This window comes from Anaerolineales bacterium, from assembly GCA_019637755.1.
In the GTDB taxonomy this organism is placed as follows: Bacteria; Chloroflexota; Anaerolineae; order Anaerolineales; family UBA11579; genus JAMCZK01.
The window spans coordinates 1,504,088-1,524,022 of the sequence record JAHBVC010000001.1 but is presented as its reverse complement, the minus strand read 5'-3'; the positions used below and the strand labels follow the sequence as shown (position 1 = coordinate 1,524,022).

Genomic DNA, 19,935 nt, shown 5'->3' with positions numbered 1-19,935 from the left:
CACGCTAACGGCAACTTTTCTCCAAACGCGTATGGTTCAATTTGCACCCTGCTTGTACTCTCATTGTGGGTAATTGCACAAGATGGATTTTAATGTTAGAGTTTTTGGCGGGAGACAAACGAAGATGGCAAAACAAATCCCCGATATCGTGATCGGCCGCCTGCCGGTGTACCTGCGGGCGCTGCAACACATGCTGGCCGAGGGGCGCCAGGTAACCAGCTCACAAGAACTGGGTGAGCGCTTGGGCATCTCGGCGGCACAGATCCGCAAGGATCTCTCGCAGTTTGGCGAATTCGGCAAACAGGGCACCGGCTACAACATCGAATACCTGGCCAATCAGGTGCGCGAGATCTTGCGCGTCAACAAAAATTGGGAAGTGATCATTGTGGGCGCCGGTGATATTGGCCGCGCCTTGGCCGGCTACAGCGGCTTTAGCGAACGCGGCTTCAAGATCCGCGATATTTTCGATAATTCGCCGGCGCGTATTGGCGAAAAACACGGCGATTTCGTGATCAAAGATTCAGCCACCTTGAAGGATGAGGTGCAGGCGGCCGGGGTCAAAATGGCCATGATCGCCGTGCCGGCCCAAGCGGCCCAAACCGTGGCCGACCAATTGGTGGCGGCCGGCATCCAGGCGATCCTTAGCTACGCGCCGGTGAACCTCACCGTGCCGCCCGGCATCCGCGTGCAGAACATCGATCCCTCGATCCACTTGCAGCGCATGACCTATTATCTGGACTGAACTAAGCCAAGTTTCAGCATCTACATCTGCTGGCCGGTTAGTCAACTAACCGGCCAGCAGACTCTTTTTTAATAGAAACTATAATTCTCTGGTTATGCCAAGGCTGAAATACTTTGTCCTTGCGGGGCTCTTTTTCCTGCTCGTAGCCCTCATTTTTACCTATCCACTGGTACTGAACTTTACTGAAGCCATACGCGGGGGCACCCAGGGGGATGGGATCTATTTTGTGTGGCTGGTGCGCTGGTATCAGGGCTTCTTTACTGGCGAGAACCCACACATCTTCTTCAACCCGCTGATGAATTACCCGCAGGGCTGGAACCTTTCCACGACGGATACCAGCCTGGCGGCCTTGCTGCCCAGCCTGCCGTTTAGCCTGCTGTGGGGGCCGGTGGCGGGCTACAACATCGGGATGTGGTTGAGCTTTGTATTCTCCGGCCTGGCGATGTATGTCTGGGTCTACCGCTATACGCGTTCCGCCGCCGCCAGCCTGCTGGCGGGCACGCTATATGCCTTTTTCCCCAATCGCATCGCCCATTATCAAGCCGGCCATCTGAATCTCTCGGCCACCGCCTGGTTTCCGCTGTATTTTCTGGGCCTGTACGAAGTGCTGCGCGCCGGAAAGAAGTTCCATTGGGGTTGGGCGCTGCTCTGCGCAGGCGCGCTAGGCCTGATCGCCTTCACTTCGATGTATTACCTGCTGTTCACCTTGCTGATCAGCGTGGTATTCGTGGGCAGTTTTTTCCTGCTCACGCGCCCGGCGTACCGCCAGCTCGCCACCTGGCTGCGGCTGGGCGCCACCGCATTGCTCAGCGCCCCCGTCCTTTACCTCGCCTTACGCCCCTTCCTGGCGTTGGCGGGCCAGGGCGGCCTGGCGGATCGTAGTGTGGACTATATGGACGCGTATGCTGCCAGCCTGACCGATTTTCTGGCGCCGGCGTCCAGTCATTTTCTGTGGGGTGGCTGGATTAGCCAGGTTCTCGATCGTTCGCAATGGATCGAAGGCTCACTGTATATTGGCGTTATCACGCTTGCCCTGCTGGCCGTAGCCTTTGTGCGCCGCAAAGAGCTTGCGGAGCGCAGCCTACTCACCCTCGCCGCCATCAGCATGCTGGCCGCGGTGCTGATCGCCATGGGCCCGCACCTACACTGGAATGGCGAGCTGGTGCTCGTGGCAGGCCAGCGCGTGCCTTTGCCCAGCCTATGGCTATATGAATATGTGCCCTTCTTTGCAAAAATGCGCGCGATCATGCGCATGGGCGTCTTTGCGCTGCTGTTTGCGGCGCTGATCGCCGGCCTGGGGGCCGATCTACTACTGCGCCGGCTGCCGCAGCGTTGGCAGCGCTGGGCTACCGTGGCCCTGCTGGCGCTGGTGCTGCTCGATTTTTACCCCGGTCCGGATCGGCATATCCTGCCCGTCGAAGCGCGGCCAGTGGATGCTTGGTTGGCACAGCAGCCGGGCAATGGCGCAGTGGTGCAATTGCCGTTTAGCCGCTCGGTAGACCAGGAGCAAGTGTATTACGCCCTGACTCACCAGAAGCCCTTCACCGGGGGCTTCTTCAATGCCAACCAGCCAGCGCAGTATCAGTACCTGGCACCGATCCTCGAGCACTTTCCGGATGCGCACAGCATTGCCACCTTGCGCGAATACCGCGTGGAGTATGTACTGATCGACCCGCACGATTACAGCGACTTCGCCGCCACTGAACAGACGATGCTGTCCCTCGGCCTACGCCTGCTGAGCGAACAAGGGGGCGTGCGCGTCTACACGTTTGCTGAGTGAGCATGGCCATCATCAAGGATCGTTTCTACTGGCTGCTGGCGGCGCTGGGTCTGCTGGCCGCCTGGGCGGTGTGGTGGCAAATGCACTGGGGGCCTTGGGCCTTCAGTGATTCGGCGGCCTACATTGCCGCGGCGCGCAACCTGGCCGCTGGCCACGGGCTGAGCCTGCTCTCCCCCGCGGGGGTTTACCGCCCGCTCACGCTGCACCAGCCGCTATACCCGTGGCTGTTGGCGGGCGGCCTGCAGGCCGGGCTGCACCCTTTCACCAGCACTACGCTACTCAACATAGCCAGCGCCTTCGGGTGTGTATTCGTGCTCAGTGCGGCAGTCTACGCGCGCACGGGCCACAAAGCAGCCGCGCTGGCCCTGGCGCTGGCCGCGGCCAGCTTCCCCACCCTGATCGATAACCTGGGCGGCGCGATGAGCGAGCCGCTGTACCTGAGCCTGATGTTGTTGGGCCTGGCCAGTTTGTTGGCCTATCTGGCCGGGGGCTCGCGTGCCAGCCTATATGTTTCCGCTGCCTGCGCGGCGCTGACCATGCTAGCGCGCCTGGTAGGCGCGGCTAACGTCGCTGCCGGCGCACTGGCGCTAGTGGCACTGGCGCCTGGCTCGCGCCGCGCCCGGCTAAACGATGCGCTGATCTTCGCCGTGCTGGGCGCGTTACCTGCGCTGCTCTGGCAGTTCAGCCTGCCCGCGCTGGCCGGGCGTAGTTTTAGTGCGCCCGCCGAGCTGGGCGTGCAATCGGCCAGCTTTTGGAGCCAGTTGGTTAGCAGCCTAGCCAATAGTTGGGTGCCGCAGGGCAGCGCATGGGCCGGGCCAGTGGCTGCACTCCTGGGAGCAGGCCTGTTGGCCAGCCTGATTGCGGTGGCTTGGCAGCTATGGCGCGGGCGTAGCCAAACCGCTTGGGTACATCTAGGCTTCGTAGCTGGTACACACGCCGTGGCCTACATTATGGTTTGCCTGGCCGCCTTTTTGTTTTCCAACGTCCAGCCGGATATAAATCCGCGCACCCTCTTGCCTCTATTCCCCTTACTCTTATGGCTGGGTATCAGTGGGTTGCTGGCACTTTCCCCACGCCGCCCGGGCGTGGTGAACGCCGCCCTGCTGGGCATGGCGGCGCTGGCCGTGCTGGCTTGGGCGCCGCAAACCCAGCGCCTGGTGAATGAACGTTACGCCGAGGGCCACGGCTATACCGCGGTGTACTATCGCGATTCGGAGCTGCTGCGCACGGCGCGCCAACTGCCACAAGAGGCGGCCTGGATCTCCAACCTGCCGGCGCTGTTTTTGCTCTATCTGGATAAGCCTACCTACGATCTGGCCGAGATCTATCCCAATGTGCGCGCCACAAACAACCCAGCCCTCGGCGAGGGAGACACCGCGCTCGATCCGCTGATGCGCAACGGGGGCATTCTGCTGCTGTACACGCCGCAACTGCGCACCAGCTTGGGCGCGGATGCGAGCACACACATCGAAAACCTAACGCGTGGTTTACAGCGCCTCTATGATGGGCCCGAAGGCCAGATCCTGATAGGCCAGCAATAAAAAAGGCAGCCGCTGGCTGCCTTTGTAGTGACCTGCATACCGCCTGAGGATTACCCCAGGTAGCGGGCCAGCGCCTTGTATTCATCCAAGGCGCGTTGTGCGCCCATGGCTACACAATTCACCGGGTCATCCACCAGATAGGCCGGCACGCCGAGCTTTTGGGTCATCAAGCGATCCATACCACGCAGCAGTGCCCCGCCGCCGCACAGCGCGACGCCACGATCGATGATGTCTGAGGCCAGTTCGGGTGGCGTGCGTTCGAGCACACGGCGAATCATCTCGAAGACTTCATCCAGCGCGGGTTGCACAGCTTCCACAACTTCGGAGGTGGTCAGGGTCAGCGGGCGCGGCAGGCCGGTCACCTGATCCTGGCCCTGCAATTCCACGCTGTGCTCTTCATCCTGCGGCACAGCCGCGCCAACGCGCAGCTTCACCATCTCAGCGGTGCGTTGGCCAATGTGCAGGCCGTACTTGCGGCGCACATAGCTGGCAATCGCATCATCCAGATCCAGCCCGCCCTGACGCAGATTCTCGCCCGAGACAACATCGTTCATCGCCAGCACCGCGGCTTGCGTGCAGCCGCCGCCCAGGCACACCACCATGTTGCCGGTGGGCGTACCCACGGGCAGATCGATCCCCAGGGCGGCCGCCAACGGCTGCGAGATCAAGGCGGCATCGCCGCTGGCCAGGGCGGCTTCGTGCACGGCGCGGCGCTCCACACTGGTGATGCCGTAGGGGTGGGTGATCATGATGCGCGGCTTAAACAAGCGCACCGAGCCCCCCACGCGGCGCACCAGATAATCCAACAGCAGTTCAGTAAGCTCGTAGTAAGCCACCACACCCTTTTGCAAGGGGCGCACGACTTCAATGGTCTCTTCGGACACGCGGCCGATCATGCCCTGGGCTTCTTCGCCCACGGCCACGATCTTCTGCTCTTGCATATCAACCGCGGCCACGGTGGGCTCTTGCAGAATGATCTCGCCGCCCTGAACGATGCGAATATACATCGTACCCAGGTCAATGCCGAGTTCACGCGCCAGGACTGCCATTAAGCGACACCTGAGGGAATAGGACGCAAGGCCCCAGAAGGATACGTATGCAGAATAGCCATCAGGCGGCTATTCTACTCGCCGGCGCTTTGAGTTGGGAAACGCGTGTGGCGGTTGGCGCGGCCAAAACGGCGGGCCACATCCAGGCGCAGTGAGGAACGCGCCAGGGCGGCCTCAGCGGCCAGGTAGGCCTCGGTGCCACGCGGCAGGCCTTCGGCCAGGCGCTGCTCGGCCTCACGCTTGGCACGCTCGGCGCGCACGACGTCAATTTCTTCGACGTTTTCGGCGGCATCGGCCAGGATGGTGATGATCTCGGGTTGAATTTCGGCCAAACCGCCAGTGACGGTGAAGAGTTGTTCCTCAGAGCCCTGCTTGACCTTGATCACGCCAGGGCGGATGGTGGAGAGCAACGGGGCGTGATTAGGCAGCACACCCATCTCGCCATCATGGCCGGGAATGGTGACAATGTCGGCATCGCCTTCGAAGACGCTGCGGTCCTGAGAAACAATTTCACAACGGATGGTCATGTACTCTCTCAATCTCTAATCTCTAGCTCTCCAGCCTCGTGTTGGCGAGACTGGAGAGCAGAGATTGTGATTTCTTACTCGGCCAGTTTCTTGGCCTTCTCCACAGCTTGTTCAATGCTGCCGACCATCATAAAGGCCTGCTCGGGCAGGTCATCGTGCTTGCCGTCAAGGATCTCGCGGAAGCCGCGCACCGTGTCGGCCAGGGAGACGTACTGGCCCGGGGTGCCGGTGAACTGCTCGGCCACGAAGAAGGGCTGGCTGAAGAAGCGCTCCACCTTGCGGGCACGCGAGACGATCAGCTTGTCATCTTCGCTCAGCTCGTCGATACCCAGAATGGCGATGATGTCTTGCAGGTCTTTGTAGCGCTGCAACACACGCTGCACTTCACGAGCGGTGCGGTAGTGCTCCTCGCCCACAATGTTGGGGTCAAGAATGCGCGAGGTGGAAGCCAGAGGATCCACGGCGGGATAGATACCCTTATCCGCAATGGCACGCTCCAGAGAGATGGTGGCGTCCAAGTGGGTGAAGGTAGCTACCGGCGCGGGGTCGGAGTAGTCGTCGGCGGGCACGTAAACGGCCTGCATCGAGGTGATCGAACCGGTACGAGTGGAGGTGATGCGCTCCTGCAACTGGCCCATTTCGGTGGCCAGGGTGGGCTGGTAACCCACGGCTGAAGGCATACGGCCGAGGAGGGCAGATACTTCGGAGCCGGACATCGAGAAACGGAAGATGTTGTCGATGAACAACAGCACATCGCGGCCCTGGTCACGGAAGTACTCGGCCATGGTGAGGGCGGTAAGGGCGACGCGCAGGCGGCTGCCAGCGGGCTCGTTCATCTGGCCATAGACCAGCACGGTGTCCTTGAGCACACCCGACTCGGTCATTTCGCGGTACATCTGCGTACCCTCACGGGTGCGCTCACCCACGCCGGCGAACACGGAGTTGCCCTCGTGCTCAGTGGCGATGGAGCGAATCAGCTCCTGAATGATCACGGTCTTGCCTACGCCGGCACCACCGAAGATGCCGGTCTTACCGCCCTTGGTGAAGGGGGCGATGAGATCGATGACCTTGACGCCGGTCTCAAAGACTTCGACGCTGGTGGATTGCTCTTCAAAGGCCGGCGCATCACGGTGGATGGCATAGCTGGTCTCGCTGTTCACCGGGCCGAGGCCATCGATGGCGGTACCGAGCACATCAAACATGCGGCCGAGGGTGGCCGGGCCAACGGGCACGGTGATGGGCGCGCCGGTGTTGACGACTTCCATGCCGCGCTGCAGACCATCGGTCGTGTCAAGCGCTACGCCGCGCACCTGACCGCCACCGAGGTGGGTTTGCACTTCCACCACCACCGGAGCCTGGCCCGGGCGCTGAATTTCGATCGCATCATAGACTTCAGGCATGCTGGCGTCGCTAAATTCGACATCCACCACACCACCCAGAATTTGGACTACGCGTCCGTTCACATCTGCCATCCGTTCCTCCGCTAGCTGGCCTGGGCCAGCGCTTCCGCGCCGCCGGCAATATCCAACATTTCGTTGGTAATGCCCTGCTGGCGCACCTTGTTATATTCGAGGGTAAGGCCCTTGCCCAGCTCGCTGGCGTTATCCGTGGCGTTCTTCATCGCCACCATGCGGGCGGCGTGCTCGCTGGCAAAGGATTCCAAAAGGGCCTGATAAACCTGCAGCGCGGTAAAGCGCGGCACGATCTCTTCTAAAATTTCGTACTGGCCCGGCTCATAGATGTAGGAAGCCGTGGGGCCATCCTGGGCCACACTCTTGCCCATCTCCGCCTGCACCAAACCCTCGCTATCTTCAAACTCCAAGGGCAGCAGCTTCTTGATCACGGGCGCCTGGCGGATCATGTTGACGAAGTCGGTATAGACCAGGAAGACTTCATCGGCTGTGCCCGCCAGAAATTCGTCCACAAGGATGCGGCCAATCGCCGAAACATCCGAGAACTTGGGCTCGGCGGGCATATCGGTGAACTGGGCCATCACATTCAGGCCACGGCGGAACAGTAGCTCAGCACCCTTGCGGCCGACGGGGATGAAGCGCACCGGCACCGGGTAATTTTGGAAATGACTGAGCGTGTGGCGCAGCACGTTGGTGTTGTACGGGCCAGCCAGGCCGCGATCACCACTGACCATGACCACCAGCGCGCTCTTGACTTCGGGGCGCTCCAGCAGCAGCGGGTGCAGATTGCTGCGGCCCGGCTGCTTGGCGATATGCGTAAGCACCTGCCAGGCCTTGGTGGAATACGGCCGCGTAGCTTGCACCATCTCCATGGCTTTACGCACGCGGCTGGCCGAAACGGCCTGCAGGGCGCGGGTCACCTGCGAGATGTTCTTGATGCTCTTGATGCGTAAGCGAATTTCGCGTGTATTAGCCATTGTATAGTTGACAGTCTACAGAAGACAGTTGACTGTTAGCTAGCTCCACGTGCTGTTGAAGGTTTCGATGGCGCTCTTGAGGCGAGCCTTGAGCTCGTCGCTGAGGGCCTTCTTCTCACGAATTTCCTTGAGCAGGTCTCCGTGCGAAGCATCCAGGAAGCGCACTAGGGACGCTTCCCATTCGTTGACGCGCTCGATCTCAATGTTGTCGGCCAGGCCGCTGGTGCCGGCGTAGATCACCGCCACTTCGTGCTCCAGGGCTACCGGGGCGTACTGCGGCTGCTTGAGGATCTCTTGCAGACGCTGGCCGCGGCTCAGCTGAGCCTGGGTGGCCTTGTCCAGACCGGAACCAAACTGGGCGAAGGCGGCCAGCTCGCGGAAGGAGGCCATGTCCAAACGCAGACCACCGGCCACCTGCTTCATAGCCTTGGTCTGGGCGTCACCACCCACGCGCGACACCGACAGACCGGCGTTGATCGCCGGGCGGATGCCTGCATAGAAGAGGTTGGCTTCCAAGTAAATCTGGCCGTCCGTAATGGAAATTACGTTGGTGGGCACGTAGGCAGACACGTCACCCAGCAGGGTTTCAATGATCGGCAGCGCAGTCAGCGAGCCACCGGAGTTCTTGAGGCGCACGATCTTGCTGTCCTTGGCGCCCTTGAGGGCTTCCTCGGCGTTGTGCTTGGCCAGCGGGCCAGAGAAGGCTTGGCCATCTTTTTCTTCGGCCACGTCACCACTGAAGCTGTTGGGGACGATCACATAGCCATCCGCCAGGCGGGCGGCACGTTCCAGTAAGCGGGAGTGCAGGTAAAACAGGTCACCCGGGTAAGCTTCACGGCCAGGGGGGCGGCGCAGCAGCAGGGATACCTGACGGTAGGCCCAAGCATGCTTGGAAAGGTCATCATAGACGATGAGCGCATCGCGCCCGGTCTCCATGAATTCTTCACCGATGGCGCAGCCAGCGTAAGGCGCAATGTATTGCAACGCGGCCGACTCATCCGCCGAGGCCACCACGATCACGGTGTGCTCCATGGCGCCGCGCTCTTCGAGGATGGCTACCGTGCGGGCGATGGCGGCCTTCTTCTGACCGATGGCTACATAGATGCACAGCAGGTTCTTGCCTTTTTGGTTGATGATGGCATCGATCGCCAAGGCGGTCTTGCCGGTCTGGCGGTCACCGATGATCAGCTCACGCTGGCCGCGGCCCACCGGGGTCAGGGCGTCAATACCCTTGATACCGGTCTGCACCGGGGTATCTACGTCTTTGCGGCGAATTACGCCGGGGGCAATACGCTCGATCGGGCGGTACTGGGTGAAGGCGATGGGGCCTTTGCCGTCGATCGGCTCGCCGAGCGCATTCACCACGCGGCCTACCAAGGCATCGCCAACGGGCACCGAGGCGATACGGCCGGTGGAGCGCACGGTCATGCCCTCTTCGATGCCGGAGAAATCTCCCATGACGATGATACCGACGTTGTCACGCTCCAAGTTGAAGGCAATGCCCATCACGCCGTTTTCAAACTGGACGAGCTCCTGGGCCTGAACTTGCGCCAAGCCTGAGGCGCGGGCAATACCATCGCCCGCGGCGGTCACCGTACCTACGTCGCGCAGCTCAAATTCAGGCTTGAAGGCCTCGATCTGCTTTTGCAGGCTGGAAGAAATGTCTTTGATCATGTCAGTCATGGGTTAACGTCTCCGCATGTAGCGAAAGGGATTAGCCGGTTGGCATTTGGGTAGATGATAACAGATAGGCCCGTATTAGTCCAGTATTTCACAAAGTAATTAGCGCCCTTGGGCCGCCACGGCAGGCTCGTTATAATTGGCCTCAATTTTGCCGATGACAAAGACCAACAGCCTCACCAGCCCATTACAGGCCGAACTCGACAGCCTGCGCGCCAAGGTGGCGCGCCGCCACGAGTATATTGAGCTGCTCGAAGTCGAGCTGGGCAATACCCGCGGTGCTCTGCTGGAGTTTACCGCCCGCTATAACCAGCGCATCGGCCCCCTGGAAGCCGAACTGCAGCGCTTGCAGCGCCAGCTAGATGTTCTCACCGCCGATCAGGCGCCCCCCGCCAACGATTGGCGCGGCGCCCGTGGCCACAGCGCCCCAACGGGTGCCGGGCGACGAAGCACCGCCGAGGGCGGCCAGCCGCCAGCGGAGGACATTCCCTTTAAAAAGCATGCCGCGCCCAGCTCACATGACGTGAATTACGAACGGCGCGTGCGCGATCTGTTCCGCCGGTTGGCCAAACGCTACCACCCGGACCTGGCGCACAGTGAAGAGCAGAAAAAGTGGCACGAAGAGATCATGGCCGAGGTCAATCAGGCCTACAGTGCCAAGAACCTGCGGGCGCTGGAGGCGCTGGAGCAGCGCCGCCGGCTGGAAGGCGAGCTGGGTGCCAGCCCGGCCGCCGAGCTGGCGCGCCTCAGCGTGGAGCTGCGCCAACTGGAAGGCATGATCTTTGATATGGAGCAAACCATCCGCGAGCTGGATCTCTCTCCGGCGATGCAGATGCGCAGCGAGTTGAAGGCTGATCAAGAAGAGGGCCGCGACACCTTGGCAGCGCTGGAACGCGAGATGCGCTCACGCATCGCCGCACTGGAGGAGCAGGTTTTGGTACACGGTGGAGATGTAGGCCGCCCCGCAGATACGCAGGACTAACTTTTTTTGAAATAGCGCAGCGCCAGCTTCAGGCGTTCCTCTACATCAGTGGCGCCATCGGCGGGCAAAGATTGGATGGCGGCCTGAGCCTCGACGACGCTGTAGCCGAGCGCCAGCAGCGCATCCAACAGGTCGCCATCGGCCGGCTGGGCAGCCGGCAGGTTGGCCTCGCCGGCCAACGGCAGAATGCGATCCGCCAGGTGCAGCACGATCTTCTGGGCGGTCTTGCTGCCCACGCCCGGCACTTTGCCCAGCACGGCGCTCTGGCCGCCGAGCACGGCGGCACGCAAATTCGCCACACTCAACGCCGATAGGATCGCCAGCCCCAACTTGGGGCCAACGCGCTCCACCCCGATCAGCAACGTGAACATCTCGCGCGCCTCAGGCGTGGGAAAGCCATACAGGCTGAGTTCGTTTTCGCGCACCACGAGGTAGGTATGCAAGCTGAGCGTCTGGCCGGTTTGCGCCTCGGCCAGCACGCCGCGCGGCACATGTACCTTAAAGCCCAAGCCGGCAAGCTCAATGACAAGATGATTGTCACCCACATGGGTGATACGGCCAGCGAGAGAAGCGATCATGTGAGCAGGAACGCCGAACCAATGCCCACCAGCACCACCAGCAGCATGCCGGGCCAGATGGCACGGCGCAAGCCAAGCGAAGCGCCGCTGAGCACGATGCCGCCCTTGAACAAGGTATTCGTCATCGTGGCGATGACGATACCGTGGGCCGCCGTATCCAGGCTGAGGCCACCACTATGGCTGAGCTCGGCCAGACTGAGGGTGATCGCATTCGAATCCGAGAAACCCGCCAGGAAGCTGGAAACCAGCACGCCCACTTCACCCAGATAGAGCTGAGCAGCGCGGTTGATCAGCAAGATAAACCCATACAGCAAGCCAAAACGCAGCGCCGCCTTCAGATCAAACGGATTATCAAACTCCACCTGGCTTTTGCCGGGGCTGCGCTTGGCAACATATAAATAGAAGGCATAGGCCAAACCCGCCAGCGCAGCGAGGCTGAGCGGTTTCCAGACGATGGCTACCAGGGCGGCGTTGACGATGGCAATCTGCACGATTACGCGCGCAAACATGACCGACCAGGCCAGCAGGATGCCGAAGCCCAGCATGCGCACCAGGCGCGCTTGCTTCTTGCTACGCGCCGTGAAGCTGAGCGTGACGGCGGTGCTGGACACCAGGCCGCCGAGCAAGCCAGATAGCCCCAGGCCCTGCTCACCGCCCAGTACCTTGATGAGCACATAGGCCAAAAAGCTGATGCCTGAGATCAATACGACCATCAGCCAGATCTTGAAGGGATTGAGCACGTCAAACGGCGGGGGGAAGAGCGCTTCATTGGGTAGCACTGGCAACACCACCGCGGTGATCACCAAGAACTGCAACGCCGCTTGAATATCTTCGCGGGTGAGTGACTTAACCAGGCGGTCGGTTTCCAACTTGAGCGACAGGATCAGCGTGGTAGCAACACCCAGCGCCACGGCCAGGCCGACATAATCCCAATAGCACAGGCCACCCAACATTACTGTGATGAGGATAGCCGTCTCGGTGGTCATACCGACATGCTGATCACTGGCCTTGAAGTAATAGCCCACCACCAGCATCAGCGCCACCGCCAACAACAAGCCAAAGAAGATCAAAGGCTGTTGGAAGCGATCGGAGGCCATCGCCGCCAGGCTGCCGGCCAACGAGAACAACGCAAAGGTGCGCTCGCCGGCTGGGATGTTCTTGCCGCGCCGCCCGTGCGAGAATTCGCGCTGCAAGCCGATCGAGAAGCCGATCAGCAGCGCCGCGCCGAAGCGCAAAAACAGATCCCATTCGCTCATTGGGCACGCTCCAGCGCCGCCAGGCTGCGGCGCGTGGTGAGATGGCAGATGGCCACCGCCAGCGCATCGGCGGCGTCATCCGGCTTGGGTAATTCACGCAGGCCGAGGAGGGTTTTCACCATACTTTGCATTTGTTGCTTATCCGCAGCCCCATAGCCACTGACGGCTTGCTTGACTTGATTGGGGGTGTAGTCACTGACGGCCAAGCCGGCTTGCTGCATGGCCAGCAACACCACGCCGCGCGCCTGGCCCACGCTCATCGCCGTGCGCACATTGCGCTGGAAAAAGAGCGATTCCACCGCGGCACTCTGCGGGCGGTGGGCGGCCAACAAGGCCGCCAGGCTGGCGTGGATGTGCGCCAAACGCTCACCCAACGGCATCTTGGCCGGGGTGAGGATGACGCCCCAATCCACGCACTGCAAATCCCCGGCTGGCGTCTGGTGCACAAAACCATAGCCAGTGATCGCTGTTCCGGGGTCAATCCCAACGGCCAGCATAGGCGCTAGTCAGCCAATTGGGCCAAAACTTCGTCGCTGATGTTGAGGTTGCTGGCGGTGGTTTGCACATCATCCAGCTCCTCGAGAGATTCCATGAAGCGCATGACCTGCAAGCTCTCGCTGGCGCCCAGTTCGATCTCCTGCTTGGCTTGCATGCGCAGGCCGGCATCCTTCACCGCGATCTTGGCATCCTTGAGGGCATCGCCAATGCGCTTGAACGCGTCCACCGGGCCGGTCACTTCCACCTGGCCATCTTCGTACCAGAGGTCTTCGGCGCCCGCATCCACCACCAGTTCAAACAGCTCTTCTTCGCTCTTGCCATTGGCTTCAAAGGCGAAGAAGGCCACGCGGTCAAACTGCCAGCTCACCGAGCCACTCTCGCCCAGGTTGCCGCCGCTGCGGCTGAAGAGATGGCGCAGATCAGACACGGTGCGATTGCGATTATCCGTCACTGCGTCCACAATCACGGCAACGCCATGCGGGCCAAAGCCTTCATAGGTCACCTGATCCAGCGTAGCCCCGTCTTTATCCTCACCCGTGCCACGTTTAATCGCACGGTCAATGTTGTCGCTGGGCATGTTTTCGCCGCGCGCTTTATCGATCGCCAGGCGTAAGGAGAAGTTGGTATCAGGGTTGCCGCCACCTTCGCGGGCGGCAATCGCAATTTCGCGCGCCAGACGGGTGAACACCGCGCCACGCTTGGCATCGGTAACCGCTTTCTTGCGCTTAATCGTGGACCATTTACTATGACCGGACATAAGTAATACCTCTGCAAAAAATTATACGGCTTTTTTAACTGCATGCACTCCTCAGCGCGCGCGTATACTCGCCAGATGCCCAGCCATACACCCGACAGCTCAGCCGCGCAACCCACAGCACGCCTGCAAGCCGTGCTGGAGGCTTGCCGCAGCCTGAGCGCCACCTTGCAGCCCCACGAGTTGTACAAGGCACTGGTGCGCTTCGCCGCCACGCTGACCGATAGCAGCCAGGGCGCAGTGCTGCGCTACGACCCCGGCCAGCAGGATTTGTATTTTGAAGCAGCACCCTGGCTGAGCGCCGAACAAAGCGCAACGCTGCGCCTGAACCTGGATGACAATCCGATCGGCCAGGCCTACCGCAGCCGCTGGGCAGTGCTGGCCGCTGCGCAACCCCAATGGGGGCTGCGCAGCCTGCTGGCGGTGCCCATCGTGGTGGAGGGCAGCGCACTGGGCGTGCTGTGCGCGGCCGACAAACGCAGTGGCGAATTCGACCACGCCGATGTGCTGGCGATGGAGGCCTTGGCCGCCCAGGCGGCGATCAGTATCGAAAACGCCGAGATGCTGCAGCAAGCACGCCAGGGCTACACCACCCTGGCCGAGCTGGACAAGATGCGCAACGACTTCATTGCGATCACATCGCATGAGTTGCGCATTCCGCTGGGCCTGATCCTCGGGCACGCCAGTTTCCTGGCCGGCATCCTGGAGGAAGGCGAGGCCCGGCAACAAAGCCTGGTGATCGAAAAGGCCGCCCTACGCCTGAAAGACATCGTTGAAGACCTTTCGAAGATCGAGCTGGCGCAAAACGGCACCTCCGTGCTGCGCGTGCACCACTATGACCTGGCAGACCAAGCCCGCCGCTTGGTGACGGCACACCAAACCAATGCAGCCGAAGCAGGCATTCAGCTTACGCTGGCCGCGGCAGAGGCGGTCCTCGTCAACGCCGATAGCACTAAAATGTTCGTGGCGCTTGATCACCTGCTCAAAAATGCGCTGCGCTTCACCAACCGCGCGGGGCGCGTGCAGGTAGAGGTGAGCGCCGCCGACGGTGAGGCGATCGTGACGGTGGCCGATAGCGGAATTGGCATCCCGGCAGCAGACTTGCCGCGCATCTTCGATCGCTTCTACCAGGTGGAGGATCACATGACTCGCCGCCACGGTGGCATGGGCCTGGGGCTCTCGATTGCGCGCACCCTGGTGGAGATGCACGGCGGCCAGTTGAGCGCGGAGAGCGTGGAAGGCAAGGGCAGCCGTTTTGTCTTGCGCCTGCCGCAGGAGCGCTAGCCCACAAAGCACGATATAATCTGCACCTCATTCGGGGCGTGGCGCAGCCCGGCTAGCGCGCACCGTTCGGGACGGTGAGGTCGAAGGTTCAAATCCTTTCGCCCCGACTGAGAAAAAGCCTCAGGCAGAGCCTGAGGCTTTTTGCTTGCCCGCAGAGCAAGAATGGGTTTATTCTGTGGCGAGATGCCTGGCCTGCTACACCGCCTGAATACTGCGCTCGATCGAATTTGGCCCCCCGCACACACCACGCGCCTGCGCCTCGACCTGCTGGCCCTGACCCTGGCTGGCGGCTTGGCGCTTGGCTGGGCACTGCGCGATGCGCCGCTGCTGGGGCATGATTGGCTGGTGATGTATTTCGCCAACCGCGCCACCGATGTGTATTACCCACCCTGGACCTCGATTATTTTGCGCCCGCTGGCCAGCCTGCCGTGGCGCAGCGGGTTGGCGCTGCTGAATGGGCTCACTATCGCCGCAGTGGCAATCTACACCTTTCACCAAGGCACCCTGGCCAAGAACCCGGCGCGCGTAGCGGCCACGCTGCTGGCGATATTGACCCCGCAGGTGGCGATCGTGCTGTGGGCCGGGCAGATCGATGGCCTGGCTGTGCTGGGCATTCTTGGGCTGCCCTGGTTGGCGCCGCTGGTGTTAATGAAGGCGACCTTTGTAGGCTTCAGCGTATTGGCAAGCAAACACTGGTTTCTGGCGGCGTTGGGCTGCGGGCTGCTCAGTTGGCTGCTGTGGCCGGGCTGGCCAGCACAACTGATCGCCACCTTGGCGGTGCGCGGCACGCATCTCTCGGCGGCTGGCTGGCCGGTCACCGGTTGGTTGCCGCCGCTGGCCGGGCTGGTGCTGCTGCTGCTCAGCCAGCGCACCGATTGGCTGCAGATGGTGGCGGCTGGCTCGCTGCTCTATCCGTTTTCACTTCCCTATCATTGGATCGTACTTTTGCCAGCACTCGGCGGCTTGCGCGGGCGCGAACTGCTGGCGAGCTGGCTGGCCGCCTGGTTGATGCTGATCCCGATCGGGCTGAATGCCTATCACTGGCTATACTTTGTTTTTCCCTTCGTAATCTGGTGGCAGCGCCAACGCCAACCGGGCCATGACGACAGTTGGCTGGCCTTGCTGCGCGAGGTGCGCCAGGCGCAGCGTATGTAGCAGGAGTTTATGCAAACGATAAACAATCTCTGGAACCGGCTAAAGCAACAGCCGGTGATCTTCCAAGGGCTGGCGCTGCTGCTGGTGGTTTGGCTGGTGCTCAGCCATGCCTGGATGACGGATGATGCCTATTTCTCCTTCCGCAGTGTAGACAACTTCATCAATGGCTACGGGCTGACCTGGAACGTGACCGAGCGCGTGCAGGGATTTACCCACCCGTTGTGGGTTTTGCTGCTCAGTGGTGCCTACGCCTTCACCCATGAGATCTATCTGACCAGTATTGCCATCAGCCTTGCCTGTACCCTGGGGCTGGCCTGGCTGCTCTTGCGGCGCATCGGCCAGACGGCCTGGCACGGCCTGCTGGGCCTGGGCCTGCTGTGCCTCTCAACCGCATTTGTTGATTACTCCACCTCAGGATTGGAAAATCCGCTGACGCATTTGCTCCTGGCTGTTTTCTTGTGGCTCTTTTTGCGCCAGCCTAAGCAGCAAGACCATTTGCTGGCGCTGGCTTTGGTGGCTGGACTGGCTGCGCTAAACCGGCTGGATACGATCTTGTTTTATGGGCCGGCGCTGGCTTATCTATGGTGGCGCAACCCGAAGAAACTGGCGGCGCTGGGCAGCTTGCTGCTCGGCTTTCTGCCATTGATCGCCTGGGAAGTCTTTTCCATCGTGTACTACGGCTTCCCCTTTCCGAACACCTACTACGCCAAGGCGCTTAATTATGTAAGCGCGGCGCAGGAAGCGTGGGCCGGGCTGAATTATTTCTATTTCACCCTGCGCTTCGACCCACTGACCTGGGCGGTCATTCTGGCCGGGTTGGCAACGGCACTATGGAGCCAGCAAGCCCGCCCGCGGCTGGTGGCGGCCGGCATCTTGCTGTATCTAGCCTATATTTTGCAAATCGGCGGTGATTTCATGGGCGGGCGCTTCCTTTCGGCGGCCTACCTGGCCAGCACTCTGCTGCTGGTGGTGTACCTGTTGCCGGCTTTGCGCCCGCGCGGGCGCGGTGCGTTGCTGGCCGCCGCCTTTGGGCTCAGCCTGCTGGCCGCATCGCCACCCTATTTTCTGTATGCACGCGATTTCTCCACCGCGCGCTGGCAAGGCGTAGTGGATGAGCGCATGATCTACGCCCAGACCAATCTGGTGCGGATTGATGCGCTGCACGCCTTCAACAGCCAGCCCGAACACACCCTTTTGAACAAGGCGGCCTACCTGGCGCGTATGTTGTGGCGCGGCACCGGCTTTCGCCTGGAAGCGGAGAACGACTGGATCGAGCTGGGCCGCGAACTGCGCGCCAGCGCAGAAGCGCAAGACGGCGTGACCTACCTGCCACAAGGCGCCAATGGCTTTACGGGCTATTACGCCGGCCCGCAGGTGTATTTCATCCACGGCCTGGCGCTCACCGATGGTTTGCTGGCACGCGTGCCACCGATCTACAATCCCAACTGGCGCAGCGGCCACTTCATGCGCCGCATCCCTGAGGGCTACCTGGAGATCGAGGCGGGCCAGATCAATCAGCTACCGGATGCGGCGCTCGACACGTACTACCAGGCCATCCGCCGCGTCACGCACGGGCCACTGTTCACGCCCGAGCGCTGGCAGGCCATCTGGGCGTTGAATACGCGCCCGTTCACCGATTGGCTCCCCGAGCATCTCACTGCGTTTCGCTTCCCCAAACTGGCCAGCGCCACCGTGGCCCTGCAGCCCGGCCAACCCGCCGAGGTGCAACTGAGCTTTGCTGGCCAGGGTGCCGCCGCCCAAGTGAGCTTTGCCGAACGCATCTTCACCTCCACGTTAGAACTCAGCACCAGCGCGGGGGATGCCTTTGATCTCTACTTGCTGGGCGAGAATGAAACCGAGCTTGGCCGCGTGCACCTGGCGGCGCAGCCGGGCCGCGGCCATACGGTACCGCTGCCGGCGGCGGTAGCAAGCGAAGGGGTGGTGGCTATCCGCCTGGTGCCAGTACGCGTCTACAACCACGCCGCGGATGGCGAATACACTCTTCATAGCCTATTAATCCCGCTGCACTAAACTGAACCCGATGAAGAGCGTACTGCCTACATTAGCCCTATTCGCCAGCCTGGCGGCGGCGTGTGCGGCCGCCCCCGCGGCCAGCGCCACCGATGTCGTGCTGCCTCATGGAGATGGCGCCTGCGTGGCGACCACCACCGCCAAGACCACGATCTACAGCCGCCCCAGCCAGGCGGCGGACCCGTTTGCCAGCGTGGATGGCGGCCTGGCCCAACCGGTCAGTGCGCGCACCGAAGACGGCTGGCTGGGCTTTGACCCCGGCGTGGCCCAGGCGGCCAACATGGGGCCGTTCCGCCTGCGTTGGTTCTGGCACGAGGATGTGCAACTGAGCGGGGACTGTGCCGGCCTGCCCAGCTTGTGGGGGCCTGAGGCGGGCTACTGCTACGATATGCCGATGGACGCGGTGCTGGTGCACGGCGAGCCCAGTGCAGCCGCCAGCGTGCTGACGACGCTGGAGCCGGGCCAATTTGCCGCCGTGCTGGGCATCAGCCAGGCGGGCTGGGCCGAAATCGATCTGCAGTTGGGCAACACCGGCTTGGCCGGTAGAGGCTGGGTGGACGCGCAGACGCTCAACCTTAATGGCAGCGCCTGCGGCGAACTGCCGCACCTCCCCTAAGGGTTAGACCAGGATCGATAAGTAGTGCCGCGCCAGTTGGCAAATCTGTTCGTAGCCGACTGGTTTCAGCAGCACTTCATCTGCCAGGCCGCCAAAGCGCCCCAGCGCACGCGCATCGCCGGTGGTGATGACCACACGGGTGTTGGCGAAGCGCAGATGGCCGCGCAACTGGCGCAAGATGATCTCACCAGACAAGGTGGGGATGTGCAGATCCAACAGAACCAGATCGGGTGTGGTGAAGACCAACTGTGCCTGGGCCTTGTGCCCGTTATCCATCACCTCGGCACGGTAGCCACTGTCTTGCAAGGCGCGCTGGAAGATGCCAGCGACAGCCTGGTCATCATCTACGACCAACGCATACGGTGCGCTCATCTTTCCTCCTCCTGGGCCGGCTCGGCGAAGCCAGCGGCGTTGCGCCCAGTACAGTAATAACCCCCTGTCGCGGCAAGCGTTCCGTCTCAGGTCGGTAAGATACCAACGAAGCAAACGCTCTAAAGGTTATCCATAACCCAAGCGATAGGAGCGCTGCCATGACCGAAACCACACCCTCTCACCCGATCCCTAACCTGCTGCGGCGCATGCCGTATGGCTTTTATGCGCTGGGCAGCCAACATAATGGCGATCGCAATGTAATGGTTTTCAACTGGATCACCCAAGTCTCCTTCGAACCGCAGCTGCTCGCCATTGGCTTGCAGACCAGCGCCCATAGCTACGGCCTGGTGGCGGCCTCGCGCAAACTGGCGATCAGCCTGTTCCTGGCCGAGGACAGTGAACTGATCAAGCCATTCACCAAAAGCCGCGCCAAGAATCCGGATAAGATGAACGACGCCAAGGTATTTGCTGCGCCGCTCAGCGCAGCCCCGGTGGTAAGCGGCGCAGCGGGCTACCTGGAGGGTGAAGTCACCCAGATCGTCGAAACGGGCGGCGACCATAACATCGTCATCGCCAAAGTGATTGGCGGCGAGGTATTGAAGCTCGGCGAGGCCAAGGACAGCCTAAGCCTGGTGGGCTTAGGCTGGAGTTACGCCGGGTAGCCGGCCACCCGTTGACTCTTTATCGGCGCGTATGGTATT

Annotated in this window: 19 protein-coding genes and 1 tRNA gene; 10 read left to right on the top strand and 10 right to left on the bottom strand. The window is 61.6% G+C overall.

The annotated features are described in order from the left end of the window. Window positions 1-124: 124 nt before the first annotated feature. The 3 genes from KF821_07395 to KF821_07385 all read left to right on the top strand — a co-directional run bounded on the left by KF821_07395 (window position 125) and on the right by KF821_07385 (window position 4,063). Window positions 125-742, top strand: a complete 618-nt coding sequence (locus KF821_07395) for a redox-sensing transcriptional repressor Rex (protein ID MBX3005635.1) — start codon at window positions 125-127, stop codon at window positions 740-742. A gap of 94 nt (window positions 743-836) precedes the next feature. Then, on the top strand, window positions 837-2,522 hold the full coding sequence (locus KF821_07390) for a hypothetical protein (protein ID MBX3005634.1): 1,686 nt from the start codon (window positions 837-839) through the stop codon (window positions 2,520-2,522). Window positions 2,523-2,524: 2 nt separating this feature from the next. Next, window positions 2,525-4,063 carry a hypothetical protein gene (locus KF821_07385; GenBank protein MBX3005633.1) on the top strand — a complete coding sequence of 513 codons (1,539 nt, stop codon included), beginning with the start codon at window positions 2,525-2,527 and terminating at the stop codon, window positions 4,061-4,063. A 50-nt stretch (window positions 4,064-4,113) separates the two neighbouring features. Here the strand turns inward: KF821_07385 and KF821_07380 are convergent, their stop codons facing one another. The 5 genes from KF821_07380 to atpA form a co-directional block, all read right to left on the bottom strand. Continuing rightward, a complete protein-coding gene (locus tag KF821_07380; GenBank protein ID MBX3005632.1) occupies window positions 4,114-5,112 on the bottom strand; it encodes a rod shape-determining protein in 999 nt (332 codons plus the stop codon). Between the two features lie 74 nt (window positions 5,113-5,186). Continuing rightward, complete coding sequence (atpC, locus tag KF821_07375) at window positions 5,187-5,639, bottom strand: ATP synthase F1 subunit epsilon (GenBank protein MBX3005631.1); 453 nt, start codon at window positions 5,637-5,639, stop codon at window positions 5,187-5,189. A gap of 74 nt (window positions 5,640-5,713) precedes the next feature. Beyond that, entirely contained in the window at window positions 5,714-7,111 is a 1,398-nt protein-coding gene (gene atpD, locus KF821_07370; protein ID MBX3005630.1) for a F0F1 ATP synthase subunit beta, read from the bottom strand. A gap of 11 nt (window positions 7,112-7,122) precedes the next feature. Beyond that, complete coding sequence (gene atpG, locus KF821_07365) at window positions 7,123-8,028, bottom strand: ATP synthase F1 subunit gamma (GenBank protein MBX3005629.1); 906 nt, start codon at window positions 8,026-8,028, stop codon at window positions 7,123-7,125. A gap of 39 nt (window positions 8,029-8,067) precedes the next feature. Next, window positions 8,068-9,711, bottom strand: a complete 1,644-nt coding sequence (gene atpA, locus KF821_07360) for a F0F1 ATP synthase subunit alpha (protein ID MBX3005628.1) — start codon at window positions 9,709-9,711, stop codon at window positions 8,068-8,070. A gap of 148 nt (window positions 9,712-9,859) precedes the next feature. On the opposite strand from atpA, the gene KF821_07355 reads away from it, so the two are divergent. Beyond that, the gene (locus tag KF821_07355) at window positions 9,860-10,690 is read left to right on the top strand and encodes a hypothetical protein (protein MBX3005627.1); all 831 of its coding nucleotides are present in this window, start codon (window positions 9,860-9,862) and stop codon (window positions 10,688-10,690) included. Here KF821_07355 and ruvA read toward each other — a convergent pair. From ruvA to KF821_07335, 4 genes are read right to left on the bottom strand one after another with little or no spacing between them, the layout of a single operon-like run. After that, the gene (gene ruvA / locus KF821_07350) at window positions 10,687-11,268 is read right to left on the bottom strand and encodes a Holliday junction branch migration protein RuvA (GenBank protein MBX3005626.1); all 582 of its coding nucleotides are present in this window, start codon (window positions 11,266-11,268) and stop codon (window positions 10,687-10,689) included. The two genes, KF821_07355 and ruvA, sit on opposite strands and share 4 nt — an antisense overlap. After that, entirely contained in the window at window positions 11,265-12,524 is a 1,260-nt protein-coding gene (locus KF821_07345) for an MgtC/SapB family protein (protein ID MBX3005625.1), read from the bottom strand. Before KF821_07345 ends, ruvA begins: the two co-directional genes overlap by 4 nt. Beyond that, on the bottom strand, window positions 12,521-13,021 hold the full coding sequence (gene ruvC, locus KF821_07340) for a crossover junction endodeoxyribonuclease RuvC (GenBank protein MBX3005624.1): 501 nt from the start codon (window positions 13,019-13,021) through the stop codon (window positions 12,521-12,523). Before ruvC ends, KF821_07345 begins: the two co-directional genes overlap by 4 nt. A gap of 5 nt (window positions 13,022-13,026) precedes the next feature. After that, window positions 13,027-13,779: a YebC/PmpR family DNA-binding transcriptional regulator gene (locus KF821_07335; protein MBX3005623.1), complete on the bottom strand. Its 753-nt coding sequence runs from the start codon at window positions 13,777-13,779 to the stop codon at window positions 13,027-13,029. Between the two features lie 75 nt (window positions 13,780-13,854). Here KF821_07335 and KF821_07330 point away from each other — a divergent pair, with 75 nt between their 5' ends. From KF821_07330 to KF821_07310, 5 genes are all read left to right on the top strand, one after another. Further along, on the top strand, window positions 13,855-15,060 hold the full coding sequence (locus tag KF821_07330; protein MBX3005622.1) for a GAF domain-containing sensor histidine kinase: 1,206 nt from the start codon (window positions 13,855-13,857) through the stop codon (window positions 15,058-15,060). A gap of 32 nt (window positions 15,061-15,092) precedes the next feature. Beyond that, window positions 15,093-15,167, top strand: a tRNA-Pro gene (locus KF821_07325). Window positions 15,168-15,243: 76 nt separating this feature from the next. Next, window positions 15,244-16,215: a hypothetical protein gene (locus KF821_07320; protein ID MBX3005621.1), complete on the top strand. Its 972-nt coding sequence runs from the start codon at window positions 15,244-15,246 to the stop codon at window positions 16,213-16,215. A gap of 9 nt (window positions 16,216-16,224) precedes the next feature. Next, window positions 16,225-18,246: a glycosyltransferase family 39 protein gene (locus KF821_07315; protein MBX3005620.1), complete on the top strand. Its 2,022-nt coding sequence runs from the start codon at window positions 16,225-16,227 to the stop codon at window positions 18,244-18,246. 10 nt (window positions 18,247-18,256) lie between these two features. Further along, window positions 18,257-18,862 carry a hypothetical protein gene (locus KF821_07310; protein MBX3005619.1) on the top strand — a complete coding sequence of 202 codons (606 nt, stop codon included), beginning with the start codon at window positions 18,257-18,259 and terminating at the stop codon, window positions 18,860-18,862. Window positions 18,863-18,865: 3 nt separating this feature from the next. Here KF821_07310 and KF821_07305 read toward each other — a convergent pair whose 3' ends face one another. After that, a complete protein-coding gene (locus tag KF821_07305; GenBank protein MBX3005618.1) occupies window positions 18,866-19,234 on the bottom strand; it encodes a response regulator in 369 nt (122 codons plus the stop codon). 158 nt (window positions 19,235-19,392) lie between these two features. Between KF821_07305 and KF821_07300 the strand changes: the two genes are divergently transcribed. After that, entirely contained in the window at window positions 19,393-19,896 is a 504-nt protein-coding gene (locus KF821_07300) for a flavin reductase family protein (GenBank protein MBX3005617.1), read from the top strand. Window positions 19,897-19,935: the final 39 nt, after the last annotated feature.